At 64.7% G+C, this 20,895-nt stretch carries 23 protein-coding genes; 16 read left to right on the top strand and 7 right to left on the bottom strand.

Annotation, left to right across the window (positions count from 1 at the left end; translation table 11 throughout):
* Positions 1-11: 11 nt before the first annotated feature.
* From SKZ59_RS10220 to SKZ59_RS10180, 9 genes are all read left to right on the top strand, one after another.
* The gene (locus SKZ59_RS10220; RefSeq protein WP_319991626.1) at positions 12-1,025 is read left to right on the top strand and encodes an ATP-grasp domain-containing protein; all 1,014 of its coding nucleotides are present in this window, start codon (positions 12-14) and stop codon (positions 1,023-1,025) included.
* A complete protein-coding gene (locus tag SKZ59_RS10215; RefSeq protein WP_219329028.1) occupies positions 1,007-1,873 on the top strand; it encodes an SDH family Clp fold serine proteinase in 867 nt (288 codons plus the stop codon). Before SKZ59_RS10220 ends, SKZ59_RS10215 begins: the two co-directional genes overlap by 19 nt.
* Complete coding sequence (locus SKZ59_RS10210; protein ID WP_319991625.1) at positions 1,867-2,382, top strand: MauE/DoxX family redox-associated membrane protein; 516 nt, start codon at positions 1,867-1,869, stop codon at positions 2,380-2,382. The genes SKZ59_RS10215 and SKZ59_RS10210 overlap by 7 nt, the downstream gene beginning before the upstream one ends.
* Complete coding sequence (locus tag SKZ59_RS10205) at positions 2,382-2,936, top strand: hypothetical protein (RefSeq protein WP_319991624.1); 555 nt, start codon at positions 2,382-2,384, stop codon at positions 2,934-2,936. The genes SKZ59_RS10210 and SKZ59_RS10205 overlap by 1 nt, the downstream gene beginning before the upstream one ends.
* Positions 2,933-4,705: an ABC transporter ATP-binding protein gene (locus SKZ59_RS10200; RefSeq protein ID WP_319991623.1), complete on the top strand. Its 1,773-nt coding sequence runs from the start codon at positions 2,933-2,935 to the stop codon at positions 4,703-4,705. The genes SKZ59_RS10205 and SKZ59_RS10200 overlap by 4 nt, the downstream gene beginning before the upstream one ends.
* Positions 4,706-4,715: 10 nt before the next feature.
* The gene (locus SKZ59_RS10195) at positions 4,716-5,117 is read left to right on the top strand and encodes a GFA family protein (protein ID WP_319991622.1); all 402 of its coding nucleotides are present in this window, start codon (positions 4,716-4,718) and stop codon (positions 5,115-5,117) included.
* Between the two features lie 160 nt (positions 5,118-5,277).
* Positions 5,278-5,592 carry a hypothetical protein gene (locus SKZ59_RS10190; RefSeq protein WP_051990946.1) on the top strand — a complete coding sequence of 105 codons (315 nt, stop codon included), beginning with the start codon at positions 5,278-5,280 and terminating at the stop codon, positions 5,590-5,592.
* A gap of 33 nt (positions 5,593-5,625) precedes the next feature.
* The gene (locus SKZ59_RS10185; RefSeq protein ID WP_319991621.1) at positions 5,626-6,432 is read left to right on the top strand and encodes an OBAP family protein; all 807 of its coding nucleotides are present in this window, start codon (positions 5,626-5,628) and stop codon (positions 6,430-6,432) included.
* Between the two features lie 54 nt (positions 6,433-6,486).
* Positions 6,487-6,735: a DUF3297 family protein gene (locus SKZ59_RS10180; RefSeq protein WP_010398340.1), complete on the top strand. Its 249-nt coding sequence runs from the start codon at positions 6,487-6,489 to the stop codon at positions 6,733-6,735.
* Between the two features lie 65 nt (positions 6,736-6,800).
* Here the strand turns inward: SKZ59_RS10180 and SKZ59_RS10175 are convergent, their stop codons facing one another.
* From SKZ59_RS10175 to SKZ59_RS10145, 7 genes are all read right to left on the bottom strand, one after another.
* Entirely contained in the window at positions 6,801-7,652 is an 852-nt protein-coding gene (locus SKZ59_RS10175) for a DNA-binding domain-containing protein (protein WP_319991620.1), read from the bottom strand.
* A complete protein-coding gene (locus SKZ59_RS10170; RefSeq protein WP_319991619.1) occupies positions 7,642-8,577 on the bottom strand; it encodes a DUF692 domain-containing protein in 936 nt (311 codons plus the stop codon). The genes SKZ59_RS10175 and SKZ59_RS10170 overlap by 11 nt, the downstream gene beginning before the upstream one ends.
* Positions 8,577-10,601 carry a ferritin-like domain-containing protein gene (locus tag SKZ59_RS10165; RefSeq protein WP_319991618.1) on the bottom strand — a complete coding sequence of 675 codons (2,025 nt, stop codon included), beginning with the start codon at positions 10,599-10,601 and terminating at the stop codon, positions 8,577-8,579. Before SKZ59_RS10165 ends, SKZ59_RS10170 begins: the two co-directional genes overlap by 1 nt.
* 269 nt (positions 10,602-10,870) lie before the next feature.
* Positions 10,871-11,518 carry a hypothetical protein gene (locus SKZ59_RS10160; RefSeq protein WP_319991617.1) on the bottom strand — a complete coding sequence of 216 codons (648 nt, stop codon included), beginning with the start codon at positions 11,516-11,518 and terminating at the stop codon, positions 10,871-10,873.
* Positions 11,515-12,369: a hypothetical protein gene (locus SKZ59_RS10155; protein ID WP_319991616.1), complete on the bottom strand. Its 855-nt coding sequence runs from the start codon at positions 12,367-12,369 to the stop codon at positions 11,515-11,517. Before SKZ59_RS10155 ends, SKZ59_RS10160 begins: the two co-directional genes overlap by 4 nt.
* A gap of 81 nt (positions 12,370-12,450) precedes the next feature.
* Complete coding sequence (locus SKZ59_RS10150; protein ID WP_319991615.1) at positions 12,451-13,269, bottom strand: glutaminyl-peptide cyclotransferase; 819 nt, start codon at positions 13,267-13,269, stop codon at positions 12,451-12,453.
* Between the two features lie 25 nt (positions 13,270-13,294).
* On the bottom strand, positions 13,295-14,203 hold the full coding sequence (locus tag SKZ59_RS10145; RefSeq protein ID WP_319991614.1) for a LysR family transcriptional regulator: 909 nt from the start codon (positions 14,201-14,203) through the stop codon (positions 13,295-13,297).
* Between the two features lie 103 nt (positions 14,204-14,306).
* Between SKZ59_RS10145 and SKZ59_RS10140 the strand changes: the two genes are divergently transcribed.
* From SKZ59_RS10140 to selD, 7 genes are all read left to right on the top strand, one after another.
* The gene (locus SKZ59_RS10140; RefSeq protein WP_319991613.1) at positions 14,307-14,765 is read left to right on the top strand and encodes a CidA/LrgA family protein; all 459 of its coding nucleotides are present in this window, start codon (positions 14,307-14,309) and stop codon (positions 14,763-14,765) included.
* Positions 14,762-15,451 (top strand): LrgB family protein, encoded by a 690-nt coding sequence (locus tag SKZ59_RS10135; RefSeq protein WP_319991612.1) that lies wholly within the window; start codon positions 14,762-14,764, stop codon positions 15,449-15,451. The genes SKZ59_RS10140 and SKZ59_RS10135 overlap by 4 nt, the downstream gene beginning before the upstream one ends.
* Before the next feature lie 94 nt (positions 15,452-15,545).
* Positions 15,546-16,637, top strand: coding sequence for a hypothetical protein (locus SKZ59_RS10130; RefSeq protein ID WP_319991611.1), 1,092 nt, complete (start codon positions 15,546-15,548; stop codon positions 16,635-16,637).
* Positions 16,638-16,701: 64 nt separating this feature from the next.
* The gene (locus SKZ59_RS10125) at positions 16,702-17,787 is read left to right on the top strand and encodes an HBL/NHE enterotoxin family protein (protein WP_319991610.1); all 1,086 of its coding nucleotides are present in this window, start codon (positions 16,702-16,704) and stop codon (positions 17,785-17,787) included.
* The gene (locus SKZ59_RS10120) at positions 17,784-18,596 is read left to right on the top strand and encodes a hypothetical protein (RefSeq protein ID WP_319991609.1); all 813 of its coding nucleotides are present in this window, start codon (positions 17,784-17,786) and stop codon (positions 18,594-18,596) included. The genes SKZ59_RS10125 and SKZ59_RS10120 overlap by 4 nt, the downstream gene beginning before the upstream one ends.
* A gap of 90 nt (positions 18,597-18,686) precedes the next feature.
* Entirely contained in the window at positions 18,687-19,778 is a 1,092-nt protein-coding gene (gene mnmH / locus SKZ59_RS10115; RefSeq protein WP_319991608.1) for a tRNA 2-selenouridine(34) synthase MnmH, read from the top strand.
* Between the two features lie 45 nt (positions 19,779-19,823).
* On the top strand, positions 19,824-20,888 hold the full coding sequence (selD, locus tag SKZ59_RS10110; protein WP_070302355.1) for a selenide, water dikinase SelD: 1,065 nt from the start codon (positions 19,824-19,826) through the stop codon (positions 20,886-20,888).
* The last annotated feature ends 7 nt before the right edge of the window (positions 20,889-20,895 follow it).

Genomic DNA, 20,895 nt, shown 5'->3' with positions numbered 1-20,895 from the left:
CAGGCCCCTGAATGCATAAAAAGGTATTGATTATCAGCCATAGCGGCGATCTGCACGCCGACCTGGTCGAAGCCATCCTCGCCGAGCGCGGCCATGCCCCCTTCCGTATCGATCTCGACGCCTTTCCCCGCGATTACCAGCTGTGCCAGCGCCTGCTGGACGGCCGCGCCAGCGCGCGCCTGCGCCGCTTGCCCGATGGTGACTGGCTTGACTTGCAGCAAGTAGGCGCCGTCTGGCTGCGCAAGGCGGCCGACTATGCCTACGCCAGCGCCGACCTGACGCTGCAGGAACGCGCCTACGCCCAGCTGGAAACGGAGCAAGCCGTCTTCAGCGTGCTGTACAGTCTCGATTGCTACTGGCTCAGCCATCCGCTGGCCCTGCGCGGCGCCCAATGGAAAGGTGAACAGCTGGCGCGGGCCGCGCGCATGGGTTTTCGCGTGCCCGCCACCGTGATTACCAACGTACCCGACGACGTGCGCGCTTTCCGCGCCACCGTCGGCGGCCCCATCATTTTCAAATCCATGTCCACGCCCAGCCTGGCTGCCGAAGCCGTCGAGGACGTTGACAGGGTCAGCGCCGGCCTCGGCACCACCATCGTCGACGACGCCATGCTGGACAGCCTGGACGCCGTCAGCGAACTGAGCTGCCAGTTCCAGGAATATATCGCCAAGCAATTTGAATTGCGGGTCACCGTGATCGGCCAGCAACTGTTTGCCGCGCGCCTGTATTCCCAGGACGATGCGCGCACGGCCATCGATTCGCGCGACATGTCGGCCCCCATCCGCTATGAAGCATGCACCTTGCCAGCGGAAATACAGCAGCGCTGCCTCGCTTTCGTGCACAGCTATGGCCTCGAGTATGGCGCGCTCGATCTCATCGTCACGCCCGACGGCGAGTACGTTTTCCTGGAAAACAACCCTGTCGGTCAATTTTTGTATGTGCAACAACTGGTGCCCGCCTTGCCCCTGCTGGAAAGCGTGGCCACTACCCTGATCGAAGGAGCCTTATGCCGCAGCCAGACCTGAACCAGATCCCCGTCCAGCTGCGCGAACTGGAACTGGCGCGCGACAGCCGTGCCATCGTCCTGGCCGCCTCGCACCTGGACATGGAACTGCTGCCCGCCCTGTATGAACTGTGCCAGGGCATCGGCCCCGTGGCGCGCCTCGACGTGGTGCTGCACGGCCGCGGCGGCATCGTCAACGCGGCGCGGCGCATCGCCATCCTGCTGCGCCAGCATGCGCGCCACCTGAGCTTTATCGTGCCCTTCCACTGCCAGTCGGCCGCCACCTTGCTGTCCCTGGGCGCCGATGAGATCATCGCCGGCGACCTCGCCCTGTTCTCGCCCATCGACCCGCAGCTCGATGGCACCGACGGCGGCTCCATGTCCAGCCTGGACATCAAGGTCTTCGGCGACATGGCGCAGCAGTGGTTCGGCGTCGATGCGGCCGAGGCGCGCCAGCAATCGCTGTCCTTGCTGTGCGGCAGCATCTTCCCCCCTTCCCTCACGGCCTTTTACCGTACCACCCTGGAGCTGACACAGATCGGCGAGGAATTGCTGGCCTGGCAATTGCCCGACGCCACGCCAGAAGCGCGGCGCGCCATCGTCGCGCAACTGGTGACCGGGTACCACTCGCACAACTATGCCCTGACGCGCGAAGAGCTGGCCCAGCTGGGCTTGAACATGGCCCGCGATGCCCATGCCGAACGGCTGGGCTGGGCCATCTCGACACAGTTGCAATCGAGCATAGGCGGCGCCCTGCGCAGCGCGCCAGACGAACCGTGGAACGATGCCCTGCTGGCGTCGCGCGACGGCGTGCAGCTGCGGCGCCAGCGTCCGGGCGGCTTTGCGCCGCTGTGGAGCACGCAATGCTGACAGCACTCCCCTTTTTGTCCGATATCGCACGCTATGTGATCGCCTTGCTGTTGCTGGCGGCCAGCGTGGGCAAGCTGCGCAGCTACAGGGAATTTCGCGGCAACCTGGCCACCTCGTTCGGCGTGGCGCCCGCTGTAGCCACTGTTGCCGCACCGGCCCTGGTGGCGGCGGAACTGCTGCTGGCCGGCTGGCTGCTGGCGGGCGGCACGCAGCTGCCGATGCTGCTGTCGCTCGTGCTGCTCAGTACCCTCACCGCCGTCCTGGCCTGGCGCTACTTCACGCACAGCGTGGTGCGCTGCAGCTGCTTTGGCGAAGCGGCGCGGCCCGTCTCGCAATACGACCTGCTGCGCAACGTGCTGGCGGTCGGCATCAACGGCGCCTATTTCGCATCCGAGCAGACGGCATCCTTGCCCGTCGCCACCTCGGTCCTGGCCGCCGGACTGGCGGCCATCGTCTGCGTGGCCGTGATTTCCCTGCACGACATCGCCACGTTGGCAAGGGCCGGCTGATGGATGATACGACCTTGCAACTTGTGCTGGCAGCGCTGGCCTTTGCCCTCGCCGGCAATATCTGGCTGACCCTGGCCGTGCTGCGCGCCAGCCGCCGCGAACGCATCGCGCCTGCGGCGCTGGTGCCGGGCGAGCCCCTGCCGGCAGTGCAAGCCCGTCCCCTGGCTGGCGGCGCGCGTTTCCAGCCGGGTGCCGCGGGCCAGGCGGCCGTGCTGCTGTTTTTGGCCAGCCGTTGTCCGAAATGCGCGGAAAAGCTGGCTGGTATCGAACAGCTGCTGCCGCTGGCGCGGGACGCCGGCCTGGCCCTGTGGCTGATCAGTGAAGAACCGGCCCGCCGGCTGCGCGCCTTTTTGCCCAGTAGCATCTTGCGGGAAGCCACGGCGCGGCTGACGCTACGCGATTACCGGTGCGTGAACCCGCTGATGAGTTCGCCTTCCTATGTGTTCGTCAATCACGAGGGCACGGTGGAAGCGGCCGGCCTGATCGGCGATGAAGACTGGCTGGCCCTGGCCGAACAATTGAACGCCGAACCGTCGCAGGAGCGCGCCGCATGAACCATGTAAACATCGGCCCCCATCTGGAACGCCTGCGCCTGCTGTACCCGGTGCGCTGGCGCATCGCCGCCGGCCTGCTGTGCATGGCCCTCACCGTGGGTGCGCAGCTGGCCTTTCCGCAAGCCATCGCGTATTTCATCGATAACGTGGCGGAACTGACGCGGCGCGGCGTTACGCCGGGCATGGTGGCCGCCATGCTGGCCTTCAGCCTGCTGTATGCGCTGGCCTCGGCCGCCCGCTTCTATCTGCTGCAATCGGGCGGCCACATGATCGTCATGGGCGTGCGCCGGCGCTTGTTCGACGTGGTAATCAACCAGCCCATCGCCTTTTTCGACAAGCACCATGGCGGCGAGCTGAACAGCCGACTCACGTCCGACGTGTCGGCCCTGCATGAAAGCCTGACGATCGGCGCGGCCAATGCCTTGCGCTCGCTGTGCGTGTTTTTGGGCGGCATCGCCATGCTGCTGCATCTGTCGCCCATGCTGAGCTTGCCGCTGGCCCTGTTCATTCCCATCAGCCTGTATCTGGGCAAGTTATCAGGCAGTAATTACCGGCAGCGCGCGCGGGCCATTTCCGCCACCCTGGCCGCCAGCGGCAAGGTGGCGCAGGAATACTTTGCCCATGCGCGCCTGGTGCAGGCGTTCAACCAGCAAGGCGGCGCCATGGCGCGCTACGCGCAAGCGATGCGCGAACTGCTGGGCGTGTCCCTGGCCGGCACGCGGCTGCTGGCCGTGTTCCAGGGCGCGCAAGGCTTGCTCGCCTTCGTTGCCCTGCTGACCACCCTGTGCTTCGGCGCCCACCTGATCGGACAGGGCCGCTTGAGCGTGGGCGAGCTGACGGCCTTTGTCATCTATGCCAGCATGGTGACGGACACGGCCGGCTCCATCAGCGAATTCTGGAACACGTGGATGCGCACGATGGGCTCGACCGACCGCATCTTCGAGATCCTGCGCAGCCACCGCGCCGTGCCCGAGGCGGCGCCGCAGCCGCCGCTGGCCGGCCATATCGCGCTGCGCGACGTAAGTTTTTCGTATCCCGAACGCACGCAGGTGACGGCCCTCGACGGCGTCAGCCTATCCATCCGCGCGGGCGAAAAAATCGCCCTCGTCGGCGCTTCGGGCGCGGGCAAGTCCACCATCGCCAGCCTGGTGCTGGGCCACTACCAGATAGACGCGGGCAGCCTGCAGTTCGACGGCATCGATGCGCACGTGCTGGGCGTGACGCAGCTGCGGCGCCAGATGGCCGTGGTGGAACAGGAGCCGGCCCTGTTTTCCGGCAGCATCGCCGACAATATCGCCTTTGCCGTGCCGGACCGGGTCGTGGCGCGCGAAGCGATGGTGGCGGCGGCGCGCCTGGCGCATGCCCATGATTTTATTGCGGCATTTCCGGACGGTTACGAGACCCTCGTGGGCGAACGGGGCGTGCAATTGTCCGGCGGACAGAAGCAGCGCATCGCGATTGCCCGCGCCATCCTGCGCGCGCCGAAAATCCTCATCCTGGACGAAGCCACGAGCGCGCTCGATGCCGCCAGCGAACAGCAGGTGCAGCTCGCCCTCGACACCCTGATGCAAGGGCGCACCACGATCATCATCGCCCACCGCTTTTCCACGATTGTGAAAGCGGACCGCATCATCGTCATGGACAAAGGCCGGATTTGCCAGCAAGGCACGCACGCCGAGCTGCTGCGCGCGGGCGGCCAGTATGCGCGGCTGATGCAACAGCAGCTGTCGCAATTCCAGCAGTTGCATGACAGTGCGGCAACCCTGTAAAGTGGGCTGCATGAAAAAAACCTACCATGGCAGTTGCCACTGCGGCGCCGTGCGCTTCGCGGCCGAGATCGACCTGGCGGCCCCCAGCCTGCGCTGCAACTGTTCCTACTGCCTGAAAATCCGCTGCTGGGCCAGCCTGGTCCCGCCCGCGGATTTTCGCCTGCTGGCCGGTGAAGGCGAGCTGAGCGAATACCGTTTCGGCGCTCGCCGCGAGCGCCATTATTTTTGCCGCCATTGCGGCGTGCGCCCGTTTGGCCGCGGCGATTCGCCCCGCAACGGCCCGTTCGTCGGCATCGGCGTCAACTGCCTCGATCACGCATCGGCGGCCGAGCTGGCGCAAGTGCCCGTCACCTTTGTCGATGGCCGGCATGACGAGTGGAATGCGCCGCCGCAGGAAACGCGGCATCTGTAGTAGCAATCTAGAAATGGTTGTCATCCACCACGGAGTTTTCCTACGTGGCGACAAGTCGTGTCCCTATGGCTAAGCCCGACGCAGGCAGCGAGAATGGTCTCAACGGTGCAGCCAATGTTGAACCGGATGATTACGCAAACCAACCATAGGGGACATGACCATGACTTCGAACAGCAACGACAAATCGGGCGGCCAATCGGACAAACAGCAATCGGGCCAATCGGGCAGCCAGCAGTCGGACAAACAGTCCGGCACCCGTCAATCGTCGGGCGGTACCCAGGGCGGCACGCACGAGCAGCATGTCGAGGCGGGCCGCCAAAGCCACAAGAATGACGGCGACAAGCAATCGGGCTCGCAGCAATCGGGCCAACAGTCGGGCCAGCAATCGGGTTCCGGCACCGGCACGCGCGGCGGCACGCATGAGCAGCACGTGGAAGCGGGACGTCAAAGCCACAAGAATGACGACAAATCCTGACCCCGGGGGCATGGCCCGATGCGCCTTCTCAACATGAAAGCACTGACGGCCATGCTGTGCGCCGGGGTGGCCATGGGCCTAGCCGCCTGCGGCGCCAGGAATACGGCATCAAACGTGGAGGCTCCGGGCGCACCGGCCGGGGTCTCCACGCGCGTGCTGGACGCGGGCGCCGACGCATTGCAAGCCCGGCCGCCGATTGCGGCGCTGAACGCCTATCTTGACGGTTTTCATTTCTACAATGGCAATCTGCGCGGCCAGATGGAAGCGCACCATTATTGCGCCATCGTCAATGAAGAGCTGATCCAGTGCGTGATCTACGATGGCAATGTCAAAGATGCCAAGCTGATGGGCGTCGAATACATCGTCAGCGCCAGGCTGTACGAAGGTTTGCCCGCAGCGGAAAAAGCGCTGTGGCACAGCCACGTGCATGAAGTCAAATCAGGCCAGCTGATCGCCCCCGGCATTCCCGCCGTGGAGGAAAAAGCCTTGATGCAAAAACTCGTCGCCACGTATGGCAAGACCTGGCATACGTGGCACACGGATGTACACAAGACCTTGCCCCTGGGCGTGCCGCAACTGATGATGGGATTCACAAACGATGGCCAGGCCGACGCCGCCATGGTCGCCGCGCGCGACCGCCGTTTTCGCATCGATTCGGCCGAAAAACGCCGCCAGCGGGCCGATATCCCCGCGCCAGCCATCATGGACGGTGCCGATGCCTGGCAGCACGGCACGACCATTCAGCTGGCGGACCCGACGGGAACGCAGCACGGTTCCTCATCACTACCGTCACCCTCCACGCACACGGCCGAACCCGCCATTTCGCGTCCGGCCAGATAGCCGGCACGCGAAAGGCCGTTGTCTGTAACCGCATTCTGGGCGATAATGACGGCCATGAACGATACCACCACCTTACCCCCATTGCCCGATCGCCTGTCGATCGACCCTAGCAGCCCTTATCACGTTGCAGCCGTGTTCGAGAACGACGTCGGCATCCGCTTCAACGACAAGGAACGTCTTGACGTGGAAGAATATTGCATCAGCGAACGCTGGATCAAGGTCGCTTCCACCAAGTCGCTCGACCGCCGCGGCCGTCCGCTGCAGATCAAGCTCAAGGGCAAAGTCGAAGCGTTTTACCGTTAAGCAATATTTGTACTGACCATCGAGGCCGATTTTCATCGGCCTTTTTTGCGTCCGCCGCCGTCCACTCACGCTTCGGTGATGACCAGCCCCGCCGCGGCCGCCAAGGGCAGCCACAGCATCGTGTCGGCCAGCACCTCGTCCGGCTCCCTGCCGCTCGATTGCGCCGCCTGCCGCGCGCATTGCGCCAGCGGTGCGCCGCCGGCCAGCGCCTGCAGGCAGTAAAACTGCCACGGCTGCAACTGCTGCATGACAAGCCGGTAATGCAGGCGCGAGATGGCGACAAAGGCGGGAGCGGCCACGGGCTGGGCCGGCACGGCGTCGTCGGGCGCCGCTTGCGCCTGCTGCCAGAAAGCACACAGGGGGAACGACAGCGCCAGCAGCCGCGTGCACGGCGCCAGGCGCCAGGCCGGCGCCATTCCCAGCATCAAGTCCAGGCCGGAAGGCAAGATTGGCGGCGGCCGTTTTTCCAGCCCCGGCGCCCTGCCCGCTTCGCTGCGCGCCCGCTCCAGCTGCGCCAGTTCGACGGCAAAGCGCAAGGCGTCTCCCTGTGCCCCGGCGCCACGCTGGCTGGCGGCGAGAAAATCGGCAAAACCGCCGCCCAGGTCATACAAGGTGGGGGAAGCGGACGGGTGGCGCCACACATAGGCGCGGGCAAAGAAGGCGAACAGCTCGTCGCCCATCACCTTGCGCAAGACGGGATAGTCGGCCTGCAGGCATTCGAGCAGGCGCTGCACGTAGCCGTCCGCATGGATGTGCAGCGGCGCCGGCCCGCCCCGCGCCCGTTTCAGCACTTGCTCCTGCGTCAGGCCGTGGCGCTCGCTGGCCAGCTGCGCCCCGTGCACGGCACCGCCGGGCGCCGTCATGGCCGTCAGGAACCACGCCTGCAATTGCGCCAGCGGCGCGCCATTACCGTGCATGGGCCGCCTCCAGGTGAAAGCCCAGCGGCGTGGAGACGGCGGCGGCCACCTTGGCCGTGGCTGGCGCGGCGTCCGCGAATTCGCCCCGCACCGCCGCGCGCGCCTTGTCCAGTTCAAGCAGCAGCTGCGGATACGGGGGAATCTCCGCATCCCATTCCAGCAGGGCCGACACGCCGCCCGTCAGCTGCTGCGCCAGCGCGTACAGGCGCCAGACGGCGGCCGGCACGGGCGCATCGTGGGTATCGATCAGCATGGCGCCGCAGACGGTCGGCCCGGCCAGGTGGATCTGCACGATGTGGTCGTGCGGCAGCTGGCGGATATAGGCGGCCGCGTCATAGCCGTGGTTATGCGCGCTGACATGGACATTATTAACGTCGAGCAAGATCCCGCAGCCCGTGTCCTCGGCCAGGCGCCCCAGGAATTCCCATTCCGGCATGCTGGACTGGGCAAACTCCACGTAGGTGCTGGGGTTTTCCAGGATCAGGGGACGGCCGAGGAATTCCTGCACCTGCCGCACGCGCGCGCCCACGTGGCGCAGGCTGGCCTCGTCCAGCGGCAGCGGCAGCAGGTCGTGGCTGTTGAGCGAGGCGGCGCCCGTCCAGCACAGGTGGTCGGAAATCCATGCGGGCCGGATCTCGGCGGCCAGCTGGCGCAGCTTGCGCAGGTAGGCCAGGCTCAGGGGATCGCTGCTGCCGATCGACAGCGACACGCCATGCATGACGATGGGCACCTGCGCCGCCACCTGCTCGAGCACATGGCGCGCATAGCCGTGGTTGTCGATGAAATTCTCGCTGATGATCTCGAACCAGTCCACCTGCGGCCCGTGGCGCAGGATGTGCTCATAGTGCGGCGGGCGCAGCCCCACGCCCAGGCCCACGTTCGGTAGGCCCAGGCGCGGCCGCGCCTCGTGCAGGATGCCCCGCATCAGGTCGACGGCGGCAAGGCCAGGCGCAGGTCGGTGGGCGCCGGCGGCGCTCCCACCGGCGTGCCGCGCGCCGCCATCACCTTGCCGTAGGCTTCCCAGGCCTTGTCATAGACGTTGTCGCCCAGCGTAAAGCTCATGGTCTGGCCCAGAGGCTTGCTGCGGTGCTCGGGCGCGGGGCCGAAATCGTACAGGATCATGGTGGCGGGCTCGGGCGGTTCCTTGCCCGTGGTGTTCGGATACAGCTGCGAGGCCGAAATCGGCACGGCGCAGCCGCCGAAGCTCGCGCATTTGTTGTCGCTGGGCGCGCTGTAGACTTTATCGTCCGCCGGCGGAGGTGGCGGCACATAGCATGGCGAGCCCGGCGCTGCGGCGGCCTTGACCGAATGGCCGCAGGAGGAGCCGCCCGTGTCGGCCTGGGCAAAGCCGCAGCCGCCCTGGGCGTGGCAGCCGTTGGAGCCGCGGCACGTATGGTAGACGGCCAGCGCGGCGCAGGTGGACGACGCTTCGCCCTCGAGGTGCATGCCCTGGCAGGCGTGGTACAGCACGCTCTTGTCGGCCAGCGGCACGCCCGTCGCCAGGTTTGGCGCCTGGCCCAGCACGGCCCAGCAGATGGCCATGCGGTCGCCCGCGCCCACCATCGACGGATACGGGAAGTCCAGTTGCTGGTTCAGCCAGTACTGGTCCAGCACGGAAGTGATGCCGTAGATGGCGCCCGTGGCCACCGTGCTCAGCATTCCCAAGGTGCCGCTGGTATCCTTCAGGCGGTTCAGGGCGCCCGCCACGTCGGCCGGCGCGGGGATGTTCTTCGGTGCGGTGGCCGGATTGTAGCGCTCGTTGGTCAGCATGGCTTCGCTCCAGCGCTGGCCTTCCCTGTGCCAGCCGGCCCAGGTCTTCACGGGCAGCATGGACTTGACTTGGCCGAAGCGCTCGTAATGGTCGAACGGGGCGCTGTCGTGGCGCGCCTGCGCGTCGCGCGATTCGGCCTCCTTGCCATTGTTCGCGTAGGACGGGTAATCGCACTGCAAGGCGGCCAGGTCTTCGCGGTAGTCGGGCTGCACGGCCATCAGGCGCTGCGCCGCGTCGCGCCGGTAGCGCTGGATGGCCGCTTCGCTGCCCTCGCCCTGGTCCGTGATGGCCGCCATCATGTCGATGGCCTTGTTGAACGAACCCGTCTGGCCGCTATCCTGGTCCTGAGGGCCGAAGCAGGTGTCGAAGCGGGGAAATTCCGCCCGCGCATGGCCCTGGACCCGGCTGTTGAACATGTCTTGCTGCACCGAGCCGTTGACGAACAGTTTTTGCCACAGGGTCTGGCCATCCGTGTATTCGATGCTGATATAGCGCGCATAGCATTCGTACATGTAGCCGATGGTGCCGAACAGGGGCAGATCGTGCACGTGCTTGCCCGGCGTCCAGCCCGGCAGCGGCACTTCCGGGAAGTATTTCGTGTGATCCTGGCTGTCGAACTCGGCCAGCTGGGCGCGGGCCTGCTGTTCCGGTTGCTCGATGGCGAGGAACAGGTCGCACTGGTTGTCGTTCAGTTCTTCCAGGTTGACGCGCACGTGGCGATAGCCGGATGTGTCCTGCAAGTCGACGATGTGCGGGATCACGGTGCAGTGCTCGCCGTAGCAGGTCCAGCCATGTTCCTGCGATTGCAGCTCCGACCCCGTGAAGCATGGCGCCGTACCGATGGCCGTGGCCAGGTTGGCCGCCATCTGCAGGTGCAGCATTTCCTGGATGAAGACGCTGAAGATGATATTGAAGGCTTTCTGCTCGGCCAGTTCGGGACGGGCTGTCGTGCCCATGCCCGGCCACTGGCGGCCTTCGTAATACGTGATGCCTTTCGAGTTGATCTGGTGCGTGCCCTGGATCGAATACATGGTGGCCATGTACAGGGGAATGGTGAACAGTTCCACGCTGACGGCCGCCTGGGCGATGGCGCGCACGGCCGCCGTGTCGGTGGCCAGCATGTCGAGCGGACGGTTGCTGATGGCGGGCTGGGTGCTTCCTAAAACGGGCATTTTCATTCTGTCTCTCCACAGGAAGGATGCGTTTCGGATATCGGGCCGCACCGCGCCATCTGCGCGCGCTGATTACGGCAAGAAATCATACGCCTGGGAAAGATACTTTTGCGGCAAGATTTATGCGCTGATCAAGGGTCAATGCAGACCGCCTTACACCGTGAAAATAGGCGTTTTCAGCTGCCATTCGATGACAATTGAATAGAATCGGCAAAAGCTGGGCGTGTATAAGCGCCGCACCGGCAGGCGCCGGCGCGTGGCTTGCATGGTGATAGTCAGGCGGCCGGCGGCGGCTGGAAGGCGCAGAAACCGGGCCACTGCTCCCGGCTGTCGCACACTTTCAGGCAGCCTTTGTTGTCCTTGAACGTGGCGACGACCTTGATGGGAAAACCATAGTGTGGCGTGGTGGCCAGGAAGGCGGATGAGCAGCTTTGCTCGTTGCTGAAGCGGAAAGTGATTTCTTCGCGGCGGCCCTTGCGCTCAAAGCTCAGCATGAAGGTTTCATTGCTGTTCCACTGCGCCTTGCCAGGCACGCGGAAGCGGTAGCGCGGGTTGCCCGGCTGCTGGCCATCCAGTTTCTGGCCAAAGACGCGGCTGCTGGCCGTGGCCGTCTCGACCTTGGCAACCGGATACACGACGCCAAAGATATAGGTGCCGGCAAACCCCTGGTCGAAGCCGAGTCCCTTCTGGTAAAACGGCACGACGATATGCGGCGCGCCCGTGTACTCGACGGTATTGCGCGCCGTCACGCGCGACGTCAGCTTGTCATCGGGCTCTTTGCCGAAGACCACGTCCAGTTCCAGCAAGGCTTGTTGCTTGTCGATATCTTGCGCCAGATAATCCTTGGGGAACGTTTCGCCGTGCACGCAGCCGGCCAGCAAGGAGGCGGCGCAGCAGCCGGCGATCAGTTTGGATATTGTCATGGCTGTTTTCCTTCCGGCGGCGCGGAAATGAGGCCCAGCCCCGTCACTTGCAAGCCGTTCTTGCCTTGTTTCCATTGAAATTGCTGGCCGAACCAGGCCAGTTCCAGCTCGCGCCGGATGCGGATCGAATCCGTGCGGCCCTTGCCCGCCTTGATGGCGGCGCTCGCCTGCGCGGAAGCGGTCTCCGACAAGGGTTTCAACCACCGTTGATAGGTATCGGGCGGCAAGGCCAGCACGCCGGCGACGCCGTCGTCGCGCGTGGCGACGATGATCCCCACCTTCGTCAGCGCATTCGTCAGATAGGCGCCGCGCCGCCCGTCTGGCGAGACGGAAACCAGCATGGCACGCGGATAGTCGCCGCTGACGTTGCCCGGCACATCAAACCACAGCAGCTCGCCCGTGCCCGTATCGAGCGCGCGGCCGTCGCGGGGAAACAGCAGCAGCTCGGGACGGCCAGGCTGCGGCACGCCCCATTCGGGGTCGCGTTCCGTGCGCACCATGTTGTCGCGCTGCAAGGGACTGATGGGGCGCATCAGCGGTTCGCCATTCTGCACGCCGATCAGTATCGTGCCCTGGCCCGTATAGCCCTTGGTAAAGGCCAGCAGCATGGGCTGGCCTTCGCGCGTGGCCTTGATGGGCCGCACTTCCACCACTTCGCGCGCGCCGCCGGGCCAGTAGCCGTGCCGGCGGAAAGACAAGGTGAGGAGAGCGTCGTAACGGCCATTCGTGACGGCAAAGTCGCCGTATTGCCTGACCACCGGCATGTTGGGCGTCTGCGCCTGTGCGGCGGACCAGACGGCGGCAAGCAGGCTGGCGGCGGCCGCCAAACGGCATAAAGAGAGAGACAGCATGACATCCTGTAAAGGTCGCACTAGGCGAAGAATCAGAATTCTAAACGATTCCTCGCCAGCAACACTGCCCAATTGGAATCATCAACGGCGCTGGATTTCGATCAGCTCGATCTCGAACAGCTTGGGCCACAGTTTGCCCGTGACAAACAGGCGTTTGCCCCGTGCATCCCAGGCGATACCGTTGAGCACGGCGTCGGGATTGGCCGTGCCCCGCTGTTCCGGCGGCAGCAAGCCCGTCAGGTCGATCCAGCCGACGACCTTGCCGCTGGCCGGATCGATGCGGGCGATCACGTCCGCGCCCCACACATTGGCGTACAGCTCGCCGTCGACCATTTCCAGTTCGTTCAGGCGCTCGATGGGGCGGCCCTCGGCCTTCACCTCGAAACGGCGCACCTCGGCCAGGGTTTTCAGATTGAGCACGCGGATGGCGGAGCTGCCGTCGCTCATGTAGACGAATTTGCCGTCGCTGGCCAGGCCCCAGCCTTCGCCCTGGTAGCTGAAGGTGCGCTTGAGTTTGAAGGTTTTCTGGTCGAAGACATAGCCGGTCTTCGACACCCAGGTCAGGCCCAGGATTTCATCGCCCACGTCCGTGATGCCTTCGCCAAACACTTTTTTGTCGAGCATGCTTTTATGCAGGACCTTGCCCGTCGTCAATTCCACCTTGCGCAAGGAAGACTGGCCGTTCTGGCCCGTGCTTTCATACAGATGGCCATCCTTGAACAGCAAACCCTGGGTAAATGCCTGAGGGTCGTGCGGATAGGTATTCTTGACGAAATAGCCATACACGGGAATGGCGGCCTGGGCATAGCCCATTTCACTCATCAGGCCCACCGTGCATAACAATCCCAGCAGCAGCGAGCCTGCCGTGCGTTTCAGTCTGGTTTTACCTGTGTTCTTCATATGCTTGGCGGTGGTTGGCGAGCGGCTATTGTAATCGCCCGGGCTGCGCCATGCGCGCCCTGACGAGCTCGAGCCAGGCGCGGGCGGCAAACGACAGCCGCCCTCCGCGGCGCCAGGCCAGCATCAGATTCCACTCCACGGGCGGGCCATCGAGGGGAATGACTGTAAATTGCCTTTGATCCAGGGTATCGCAATACATCTTCGGCAGCAGGCAGATGCCCACGCCCAGCTGCACCAGCGAGGCAATGAAATCCCACTGCCCGCTGCGGCCCGTGATACGCGGGGCGAAACCGGCCCGCTGGCAGGCGTCAAGCACGATGTCGTTCAGGGCAAACGCGGCGCCGTAGAAAATGAAGGGACTGTCGGCCAGCTCGGCCAGGGACACCGAGGCGCGTCCCTGCCACGGCGAGCCGGGCGCGGCCAGCAGGCACAGCGGCGAGCGCACGAGGGGCAAGGCTTCGAAATCCTGCCAGGTGGCTGCATTGCCCGGGTAATCGAGCATGGTGCCCAGTTCCACCGTGCCGGTGCGCAAGTCGCGCTCGATCGCTTGCGTGCCGCTTTCGTACATCTTCAGCTCGATGCCCGGATAGCGCTGGTGGTACTCGGCCAGCCACGGCGCCAGGGTCGAGTGCGTTTGCGGCGACACGCCAACGCGCAGTTCCCCCCGTTCCAGCTGCTGCAGGTCGCGCAATTCTACCTTCAGTTCCCCGTGCAGGGCCAGCAGTTCATGTGCGCGCGACAGCACCACCTTGCCCGCGTCCGTCAGGGTAAAACGTTTACCGGCCCGGTCGAGCAAGGCCAGGTCCAGCGACTGTTCCAGCTGGGCGACCATCTTGCTGACGGTGGGTTGCGTCACGTGCAGCCTGGCGGCCGCGCGCGTAAAACTGGCTTGCTCGACGACTTCGACGAAGTAGCGCAAGGAGCGGATATCCATGATGCATTCCAAACTCGAATGATAATCATGAGTTTAAGTCATTTTATCTTTTGATGCGGGGTCCCTACAATGAAACCTTCCCCCTGCCGCTAGAAAGCCTGCCGTGAAAGCCGTCACTTATTCCACTACCGCCCCACTCTCCGTCCCTGCTTGGCGCCAGCCCGCGCAGACCGTGTGGCAAGTGGGCATCTTGATCGCCGCCTGGTGGCTGGCCGACGAGGCCGCCTCCGCCCTGCACTTGCCATTTTCCGGCGGCGTGGTCGGCCTGTTCGTGCTGGTGGCCTTGCTGCTGGCAGGCTGGGTGCGGCCAGCCGCCATCGAACTGGGCGCGAACTGGCTGCTGGCCAATATGCTGCTGTTCTTTATCCCACTGGTCGTGTCCGTGGTGCAATTTACGCAGTTGTTGAAATCACAGGGTGTGATGCTGTTCGTAAATATCGGCCTGGGCTTTGCCAGCGTGATGCTGGCCACGGCCTTCACCGTGGAATGGGTGTGCCGCTATGAACGCAAGCTGCGCCTGCAAAAACTGCTGCGCCAGCGCGCAGCGAGGACGCAAGCATGAACACCGTGCTCCTGCCCCTGCTGTTCTTGCTGCTGACCCTGGTGCTGTTCTACGCCAACCAGGCGCTGCATCGCCGCCATCCGCACTTCTTGCTCACGCCCGCCATCTGCACCTCGGCGTTACTGATCGTCATCGTGCAGGCCACCTCGACGCCGTTCGCCACGTATTTCGGCGAGACGCGCTGGCTGCCGTGGCTGCTGGGACCGGCCACCATCGCCTTCGCGCTACCTATCTTCCAGGAGCGCAAGCTGATCCGCAAACACTGGCTGGCCCTGTCGCTGGGCAGTTGCGCCGGCATCGTCGCATCGGTCGCCGCCACCCTGCTGCTGGACCGCTTGCTGGGCGTGCATGGAGACATGGCGCGCAGCCTGCTGGCCCGTTCCGTGTCGACGCCGTTCGCGCTGGAAGCGTCGCGCCACATGGGCGGCTCGGCCCAGCTGACGGGTATCTTCGTCGTCATGACGGGCTTGTTCGGCCTGATGCTGGGCAAACCGTTATTAAAACTGCTGCCCTTGCGCATGCGCATCGCCCGTGGCGCCCCGTATGGCGCGGCCGCGCACGGCTTTGGCCTGTCCGTGGCGCGCCGGGTCGGCACGGAAGAAGGCGCCGTGGCCAGCCTGACGATGATTTTTTCCGGCGTCGTGACGGTACTGCTGGCGCCGCTGCTGGGGCGCTTGCTAGCTTAACGTTCCCTCGGCGCGATTGCGGCAGGTCAAAGCGGCAAGCGCGGGTTGGGCGATAGTGTGCGGAGTCCCGTCCGCCCACCCTCCCGGAAACCCTATGGCAAGCACATCCAATCCAGGGCCGCAAGCCCTGCAAGTTGACTATTTTTCCGCCAGCGACCAGTTCCTGTTCACGCAGACGGCTGCCGATCTGCTGGAGCAGCAGGCCAATCTCGACCTTGATGCCCAAGTCGATGCCGGCCTGGCCTACCAGGTCAGCCAGTTCCAGTCGCAAATGAAGAGCCGGGCGATGACCACCGGCGACCGCATCTTGCCCGCCTACATTGGTTTGCTGAGCCAGGCGACGGCCTTTGCCGCGCTATGGAACACCGCCTACCAGCTGCAACGGCCCCGGCTGGCGCAAGCGGCGCAGGATGCCAGCACGCGCGCCGACCTCGCGCAGGTCTACCGGCAGCTGGCGGCGCAATCGGGGCACATCAACCAGCAGGCCCAGGCGCTGACGGGCGACATGCGCGTCATCGCCGGCGAACTGGCGCCGCTCAACGCGGGCTTCAATACGGCGCTGTCCGCCACTATCGCCGCCCTGGGCGCCGCTGCCAGCGCATCATCGGCCAGCATCGACCAGCTGAAGGCCGCCATCAACACGAATATCGCCGATATCGTCGCGGGCGCGAACAAGACGGGCGCTGCCGTCACGGAATTGATCGTCAAGACCATGACCACGATCAGCGACGCCCAGAGTGGTGGAAAGGCCGCGCCATCGGGCGACTTCGTGGTGCAAGGCATCGATGCGGCGGAACAGGGCGTGGCCGAGACGGCCCAGGCCCGCGCTGCCCTGAACGCCAACAATGCCCTGCTGGCCAGCGCCTACCAGCAGCTGGCCGGCGCCGATGCGCTGGTGGCCGTGGCCAAGGTGGTGCAGGTACAGAACAGCCAGTTCAGCAGCGCCTTTCACAACGCACTCGACACGGCCCAGGTACTGGCCGAGGACTGGGGCCAGTCGCCGCAAGCACCGCCAGCGACGGGCATCAGCGCCGGTCTGGCCGCCTTTGCCGACGCCGTCGCCGGCATGGCCAGCAGCGCCGACGCCGAAACGCTGGGCGGGCAGCTCGACTACGCCAACACGGCGTGGCAGCTGCTGGCCGCCAGCTTGGCGCCGCTGGAGCAAGCCATGACAGGCGCTTCCTGAACGGTGCGCCACCGCTTGTTTATCCGACCGCCCACACAATGACCCATCCGACCAGGAGCCGCGCATGTCGAATCAAAACCAGGCAGCACAAGGCATCACCACCGCCAACAAATCGCAGTGTTCACAAGCGCTGCTGATACAAACCTACGCCAACAGCATCAACGAGCAGCCCAGCGTGGATTTTTCGGGCGACGCCAATTTGCTGAAATACCAGTCGCAAATCAACGATGGCCTGAGCCAGGCGCAAACCCACGCCACGGCCTACCTGAATGTCATCCAACCCACGATCATTGCCAACATCGCCAATATCGGCAATTACTACGCGCTCAACAATGCCGTGCTGACGGCCTTGCCAACCGGCTCGACGGAGGCGCAATGGATCGCCACCCTGACGGCGCTGCAACAGCAATCCCAGCAATACCAGACGGCCGCGAATGGCGTCGTCAGCGCCCTGCAGACCTTGCACGACAACCTGACCACGGATTCCGCCTCGTTTTCCACCACCGTCAGCGACTTGAACGCGGCCGTGAATGGCGACAATGGCGTGCTCAGCTCCATCAACAGCCAGCTCGGTACCATCCAGGGACAGATCGACGGCGCCATTGCCGGCACCGTGCTGAGCGGGCTGGCCATCGTGGGCGGCACCTTCATGGTCGTCGTCGGCGGCGTGGCCGATTTCGTCACGGCAGGCACGTCGACGCCGCTCGTGGTGGCCGGTGTTGCCGTCGTGGCCGCCGGTATAGGCGGCGAAGTGGCGTCGGCCATCACCCTGAAAAACCTCAACGATGAAAAGGCGACCCTGCTGGGACAGGAAGCGTCGCTGACGGCCGAAGTCAAGCTGGCCACCGGCATCAGCAGCGGCTATGCCAGCCTGTCGAACCAGGTGCAGGCGGCCGTGCAATCGGCCACGCAGATGGAAAACGCGTGGGAATTCCTCAGCAGCGACCTGGGCAGCCTGATCAGCGACCTCCAGCAAGGCATACAAAACACGGACACCATCCGCACCCTGTTCCTGACGGCCGCCAACACGGAAATGCAAGCCGTCACCACGGACATCACCACCATCAAGGGCCAGATGACGGGCGTCACCAGCATCGTCGCGCCCAAGGGCCAGACGGTGGGCGAAGCGGCCGTTGCCGCAGCGGCGTGAGCGCCATGGCCGGCCTGCTGACGCAAACCCTCGCCAACCTGCTGGCCGCGCAGCAGCAGATCGCGGCCCTTGGTGGCTTGCCGCCAGCCGCCCAGCAGATCCAGGCCGGCTGCAACGCCTTGATCCAGCCCATGGTGACGCAGACGCGCGCGCTGCAACAGGCTGTTGCCGCCTTCGTCCAGACGGCAACGCCGCAGCTGGCGCAAGTACAAAGCATGCTGGCGGCGCAAGCGCCGCTGCCCGATATCAAGGCGGCGATGTCGGCCCTGAAACAGCAGGCACAGCAGCTGCAAGGCACGGCCAACGGCACGGCCGGCACGCTGACGGCGCAAACGGCGCAATTGATGGGCTATTTCAACCAGCTTGCCGGTGTCGAAGCGGGCTTGCAAAGCCAGGTCACGGCCTTGCAGGGGCAACTGGGCGACGCACAAAGCGAACTCGATGCGGCGCAGAAGCGCTATTACTATCTGCTGGCGCTGGGTCCGTTCGGCCTCGTCGGCCTGGCCGTGGCGCTGGGCCTGTACTTGAAATGGAAGTCCGATGTCAGCGACCTGCAAGGCCAGATCGGCGGCTTGAATGGCCAGATCGGCGCCTTCAATGGCATGAAGGCGGCGTGCCAGCAGCTGGGCACGGATTGCCAGGGCCTCGCCGCCAGCATGTCAGGCGTGCGCAACGCCGTCAATTTTCTCGTCAGCGACTTGCTCGAGGTCAGCGGCGACCTGGACGCGGGCGACGCCGCGGTCGTCATTGCCCTGATGGCGACGGCCGCCAGCACGGAACTGGCCACCCTAGGCACGGATGCGGCTTGAGCCGCCTGAGGTCCATTGCTTGCAGGGACTGACGGCACGGGCGTTTATCGGGGATAATACGTCTTTCCCCTTGCCAGCACCCGCGCCACGATGAAATACCCCGCAGTTCAGCCTTTCAGCGACATCCTGCCCCGCTTGAGCGAGTTCGATGCCATCATCGATGTGCGCAGCCCGTCCGAGTTCGCGGAAGACCACTTGCCGGGCGCCATCAACCTGCCCGTGCTCGACGACGAACAGCGCGTGCGCGTGGGCACTTTATACAAGCAGACTAGCGCGTTTGAAGCGAAGAAGCTGGGCGCGGCGCTGGTGGCGAAGAATATCGCGCGGCATATCGAAGACGGTTTGCTCGGCCACCCGCAGCACTGGAAACCGCTCGTCTATTGCTGGCGCGGCGGCAACCGCAGCGGCGCCATGGCGCATATCCTCGCGCGCATCGGCTGGCCCGTCACGCAGCTCGAGGGCGGCTACAAGGATTACCGGCGCCACGTGAACGCCGAGCTGGCCACCCTGCCCGAACGCTTCGACTTCATCAACGTGCTATGCGGCCCCACGGGCAGCGGCAAAAGCCGTTTGCTGCAAGTGCTGGACACGCAAGGCGCGCAAGTGATCGACCTGGAGCAATTGGCGGCCCACCGCGGTTCCGTGCTGGGCGGCTTGCCCGAGGAAGACCAGCCATCGCAAAAAGCGTTTGAAAGCGCGCTATGGCAGCAACTGCGCACTTTCGACCCGCAACTGCCCGTGTTCATCGAATCGGAAAGCAAGAAAGTGGGCCGTTTGCGCGTGCCCGATGCGCTGATGGAAAAGATGCGCGCGGCCGATTGCACGGACGTGCTCCTGGCCACGGACCAGCGCGTGCAATTGCTGATGCAGGACTATGCGCATTTCGTCGGCGACCCGGCCCGCCTGAACGTGCAGCTGGCCCTGCTGACGCAGCTGCATGGCAAGGAAAAAATTGCCCACTGGCAGCAACTGGCCACCTCTGGCCGCATGGCCGAGCTGGTGGAAGAATTGCTGGTCCAGCATTACGACCCCGTCTACCGCCAGTCGATCGCCCGCAACTTCAGCCGCTACGCCCAGGCGACGCCGCTGGTGCTGCCCGACATTTCAGAACATGCCTTTGAGCAAGCCGCACGCGCATTATGTGCTATCGTCGGCGGCAACCGTACCGCCAGCGCCGCGTGATGCCTGGCTTGCCACCCAATTACCTATTTCAGCAGGATGAAGACCATGTCCGATAGCGCAGCAACACCTAATACACCGATCCGATTGACCGAATTTGCCCATGGCGGCGGCTGCGGCTGCAAAATTGCGCCGGGCGTGCTGGCCGACATTTTAAAGGGCAGCGGCGGCTTTCCCCTGCCGAAGGAATTGCTGGTCGGCATAGAAACCTCGGATGATGCGGCCGTCTACCAGCTCAACGACGAGCAGGCGCTGATCGCCACGACGGATTTCTTCATGCCCATCGTCGACGATCCGTTCGACTTCGGCCGCATCGCCGCCACGAACGCCATTTCCGACGTGTACGCCATGGGCGGCACGCCCATCATGGCCTTGGCCCTGGTCGGCATGCCGATCAACAAGCTGCCGGTGGAAACCATCGGCCTCATATTAAAAGGTGGCGAAACCATCTGCGCCCAGGCCGGCATTCCCATCGCGGGCGGCCACACCATCGATTCCGTCGAACCGATCTATGGCCTCGTCGTGCTGGGCCTGGTCCACCCGTCGCAAGTGAAGCGCAACGCGGGCGCACGCGCCGGCGACAAACTGGTATTGGGCAAGCCGATCGGCGTGGGCATCTTGTCGGCCGCGCTGAAGAAGAATGCGCTCGATGCGGGCGGTTACGCTTCCCTGATCGACAACACCACCAAATTGAATACCCCGGGCAAGAAGCTGGCCCTGCTCGATGGCGTGCATGCGCTGACGGACGTGACGGGCTTCGGCTTGCTGGGCCATACCCTGGAACTGGCGCGCGGCGCCAAGTTGCAGGCGCGTATCGCCATGGATGCCGTGCCGCTGCTGCCGCAAGTGCAGCAACTGGCGCAAAACGGCAACATCACGGGCGCCTCCGGCCGCAACTGGCAGGGATATGGCGCGCAAGTGGCGCTGGCCGACAGCCTGAGCGCCATCGACAAGGCGATTCTGACGGACCCGCAAACGGCCGGCCCCCTGCTGGTGGCCTGCGCGCCGGAAGCCGTCGAGCAAGTGCTGGCGATTTTCCGCGCAGAAGGTTTTGCCGACGCCACAGTGATTGGCGACGTGCTGGAAGGCACGACCGGGGTTTCCGTATTTTAATGAACAA

Origin of the sequence: Janthinobacterium sp. GMG2 (genome assembly GCF_033949445.1) — a bacterium.
Taxonomy (GTDB): domain Bacteria; phylum Pseudomonadota; class Gammaproteobacteria; order Burkholderiales; family Burkholderiaceae_D; genus Janthinobacterium; species Janthinobacterium aestuarii.
The sequence above is the reverse complement of the archived record's forward strand: the minus strand, read 5'-3'. Positions and strand labels throughout refer to the sequence as shown.

What these genes read in the sequence shown, in the direction of transcription:
- SKZ59_RS10220 (WP_319991626.1), top strand. Translation starts at nt 12, where the DNA reads ATGCATAAAAAGGTATTGATTATCAGCCATAGCGGCGATCTGCACGCC.
- SKZ59_RS10215 (WP_219329028.1), top strand. Translation starts at nt 1,007, where the DNA reads ATGCCGCAGCCAGACCTGAACCAGATCCCCGTCCAGCTGCGCGAACTG.
- SKZ59_RS10210 (WP_319991625.1), top strand. Translation starts at nt 1,867, where the DNA reads ATGCTGACAGCACTCCCCTTTTTGTCCGATATCGCACGCTATGTGATC.
- SKZ59_RS10205 (WP_319991624.1), top strand. Translation starts at nt 2,382, where the DNA reads ATGGATGATACGACCTTGCAACTTGTGCTGGCAGCGCTGGCCTTTGCC.
- SKZ59_RS10200 (WP_319991623.1), top strand. Translation starts at nt 2,933, where the DNA reads ATGAACCATGTAAACATCGGCCCCCATCTGGAACGCCTGCGCCTGCTG.
- SKZ59_RS10195 (WP_319991622.1), top strand. Translation starts at nt 4,716, where the DNA reads ATGAAAAAAACCTACCATGGCAGTTGCCACTGCGGCGCCGTGCGCTTC.
- SKZ59_RS10190 (WP_051990946.1), top strand. Translation starts at nt 5,278, where the DNA reads ATGACTTCGAACAGCAACGACAAATCGGGCGGCCAATCGGACAAACAG.
- SKZ59_RS10185 (WP_319991621.1), top strand. Translation starts at nt 5,626, where the DNA reads ATGAAAGCACTGACGGCCATGCTGTGCGCCGGGGTGGCCATGGGCCTA.
- SKZ59_RS10180 (WP_010398340.1), top strand. Translation starts at nt 6,487, where the DNA reads ATGAACGATACCACCACCTTACCCCCATTGCCCGATCGCCTGTCGATC.
- SKZ59_RS10175 (WP_319991620.1), bottom strand. Translation starts at nt 7,652, where the DNA reads ATGCACGGTAATGGCGCGCCGCTGGCGCAATTGCAGGCGTGGTTCCTG.
- SKZ59_RS10170 (WP_319991619.1), bottom strand. Translation starts at nt 8,577, where the DNA reads ATGCGGGGCATCCTGCACGAGGCGCGGCCGCGCCTGGGCCTACCGAAC.
- SKZ59_RS10165 (WP_319991618.1), bottom strand. Translation starts at nt 10,601, where the DNA reads ATGAAAATGCCCGTTTTAGGAAGCACCCAGCCCGCCATCAGCAACCGT.
- SKZ59_RS10160 (WP_319991617.1), bottom strand. Translation starts at nt 11,518, where the DNA reads ATGACAATATCCAAACTGATCGCCGGCTGCTGCGCCGCCTCCTTGCTG.
- SKZ59_RS10155 (WP_319991616.1), bottom strand. Translation starts at nt 12,369, where the DNA reads ATGCTGTCTCTCTCTTTATGCCGTTTGGCGGCCGCCGCCAGCCTGCTT.
- SKZ59_RS10150 (WP_319991615.1), bottom strand. Translation starts at nt 13,269, where the DNA reads ATGAAGAACACAGGTAAAACCAGACTGAAACGCACGGCAGGCTCGCTG.
- SKZ59_RS10145 (WP_319991614.1), bottom strand. Translation starts at nt 14,203, where the DNA reads ATGGATATCCGCTCCTTGCGCTACTTCGTCGAAGTCGTCGAGCAAGCC.
- SKZ59_RS10135 (WP_319991612.1), top strand. Translation starts at nt 14,762, where the DNA reads ATGAACACCGTGCTCCTGCCCCTGCTGTTCTTGCTGCTGACCCTGGTG.
- SKZ59_RS10130 (WP_319991611.1), top strand. Translation starts at nt 15,546, where the DNA reads ATGGCAAGCACATCCAATCCAGGGCCGCAAGCCCTGCAAGTTGACTAT.
- SKZ59_RS10125 (WP_319991610.1), top strand. Translation starts at nt 16,702, where the DNA reads ATGTCGAATCAAAACCAGGCAGCACAAGGCATCACCACCGCCAACAAA.
- mnmH (WP_319991608.1), top strand. Translation starts at nt 18,687, where the DNA reads ATGAAATACCCCGCAGTTCAGCCTTTCAGCGACATCCTGCCCCGCTTG.
- selD (WP_070302355.1), top strand. Translation starts at nt 19,824, where the DNA reads ATGTCCGATAGCGCAGCAACACCTAATACACCGATCCGATTGACCGAA.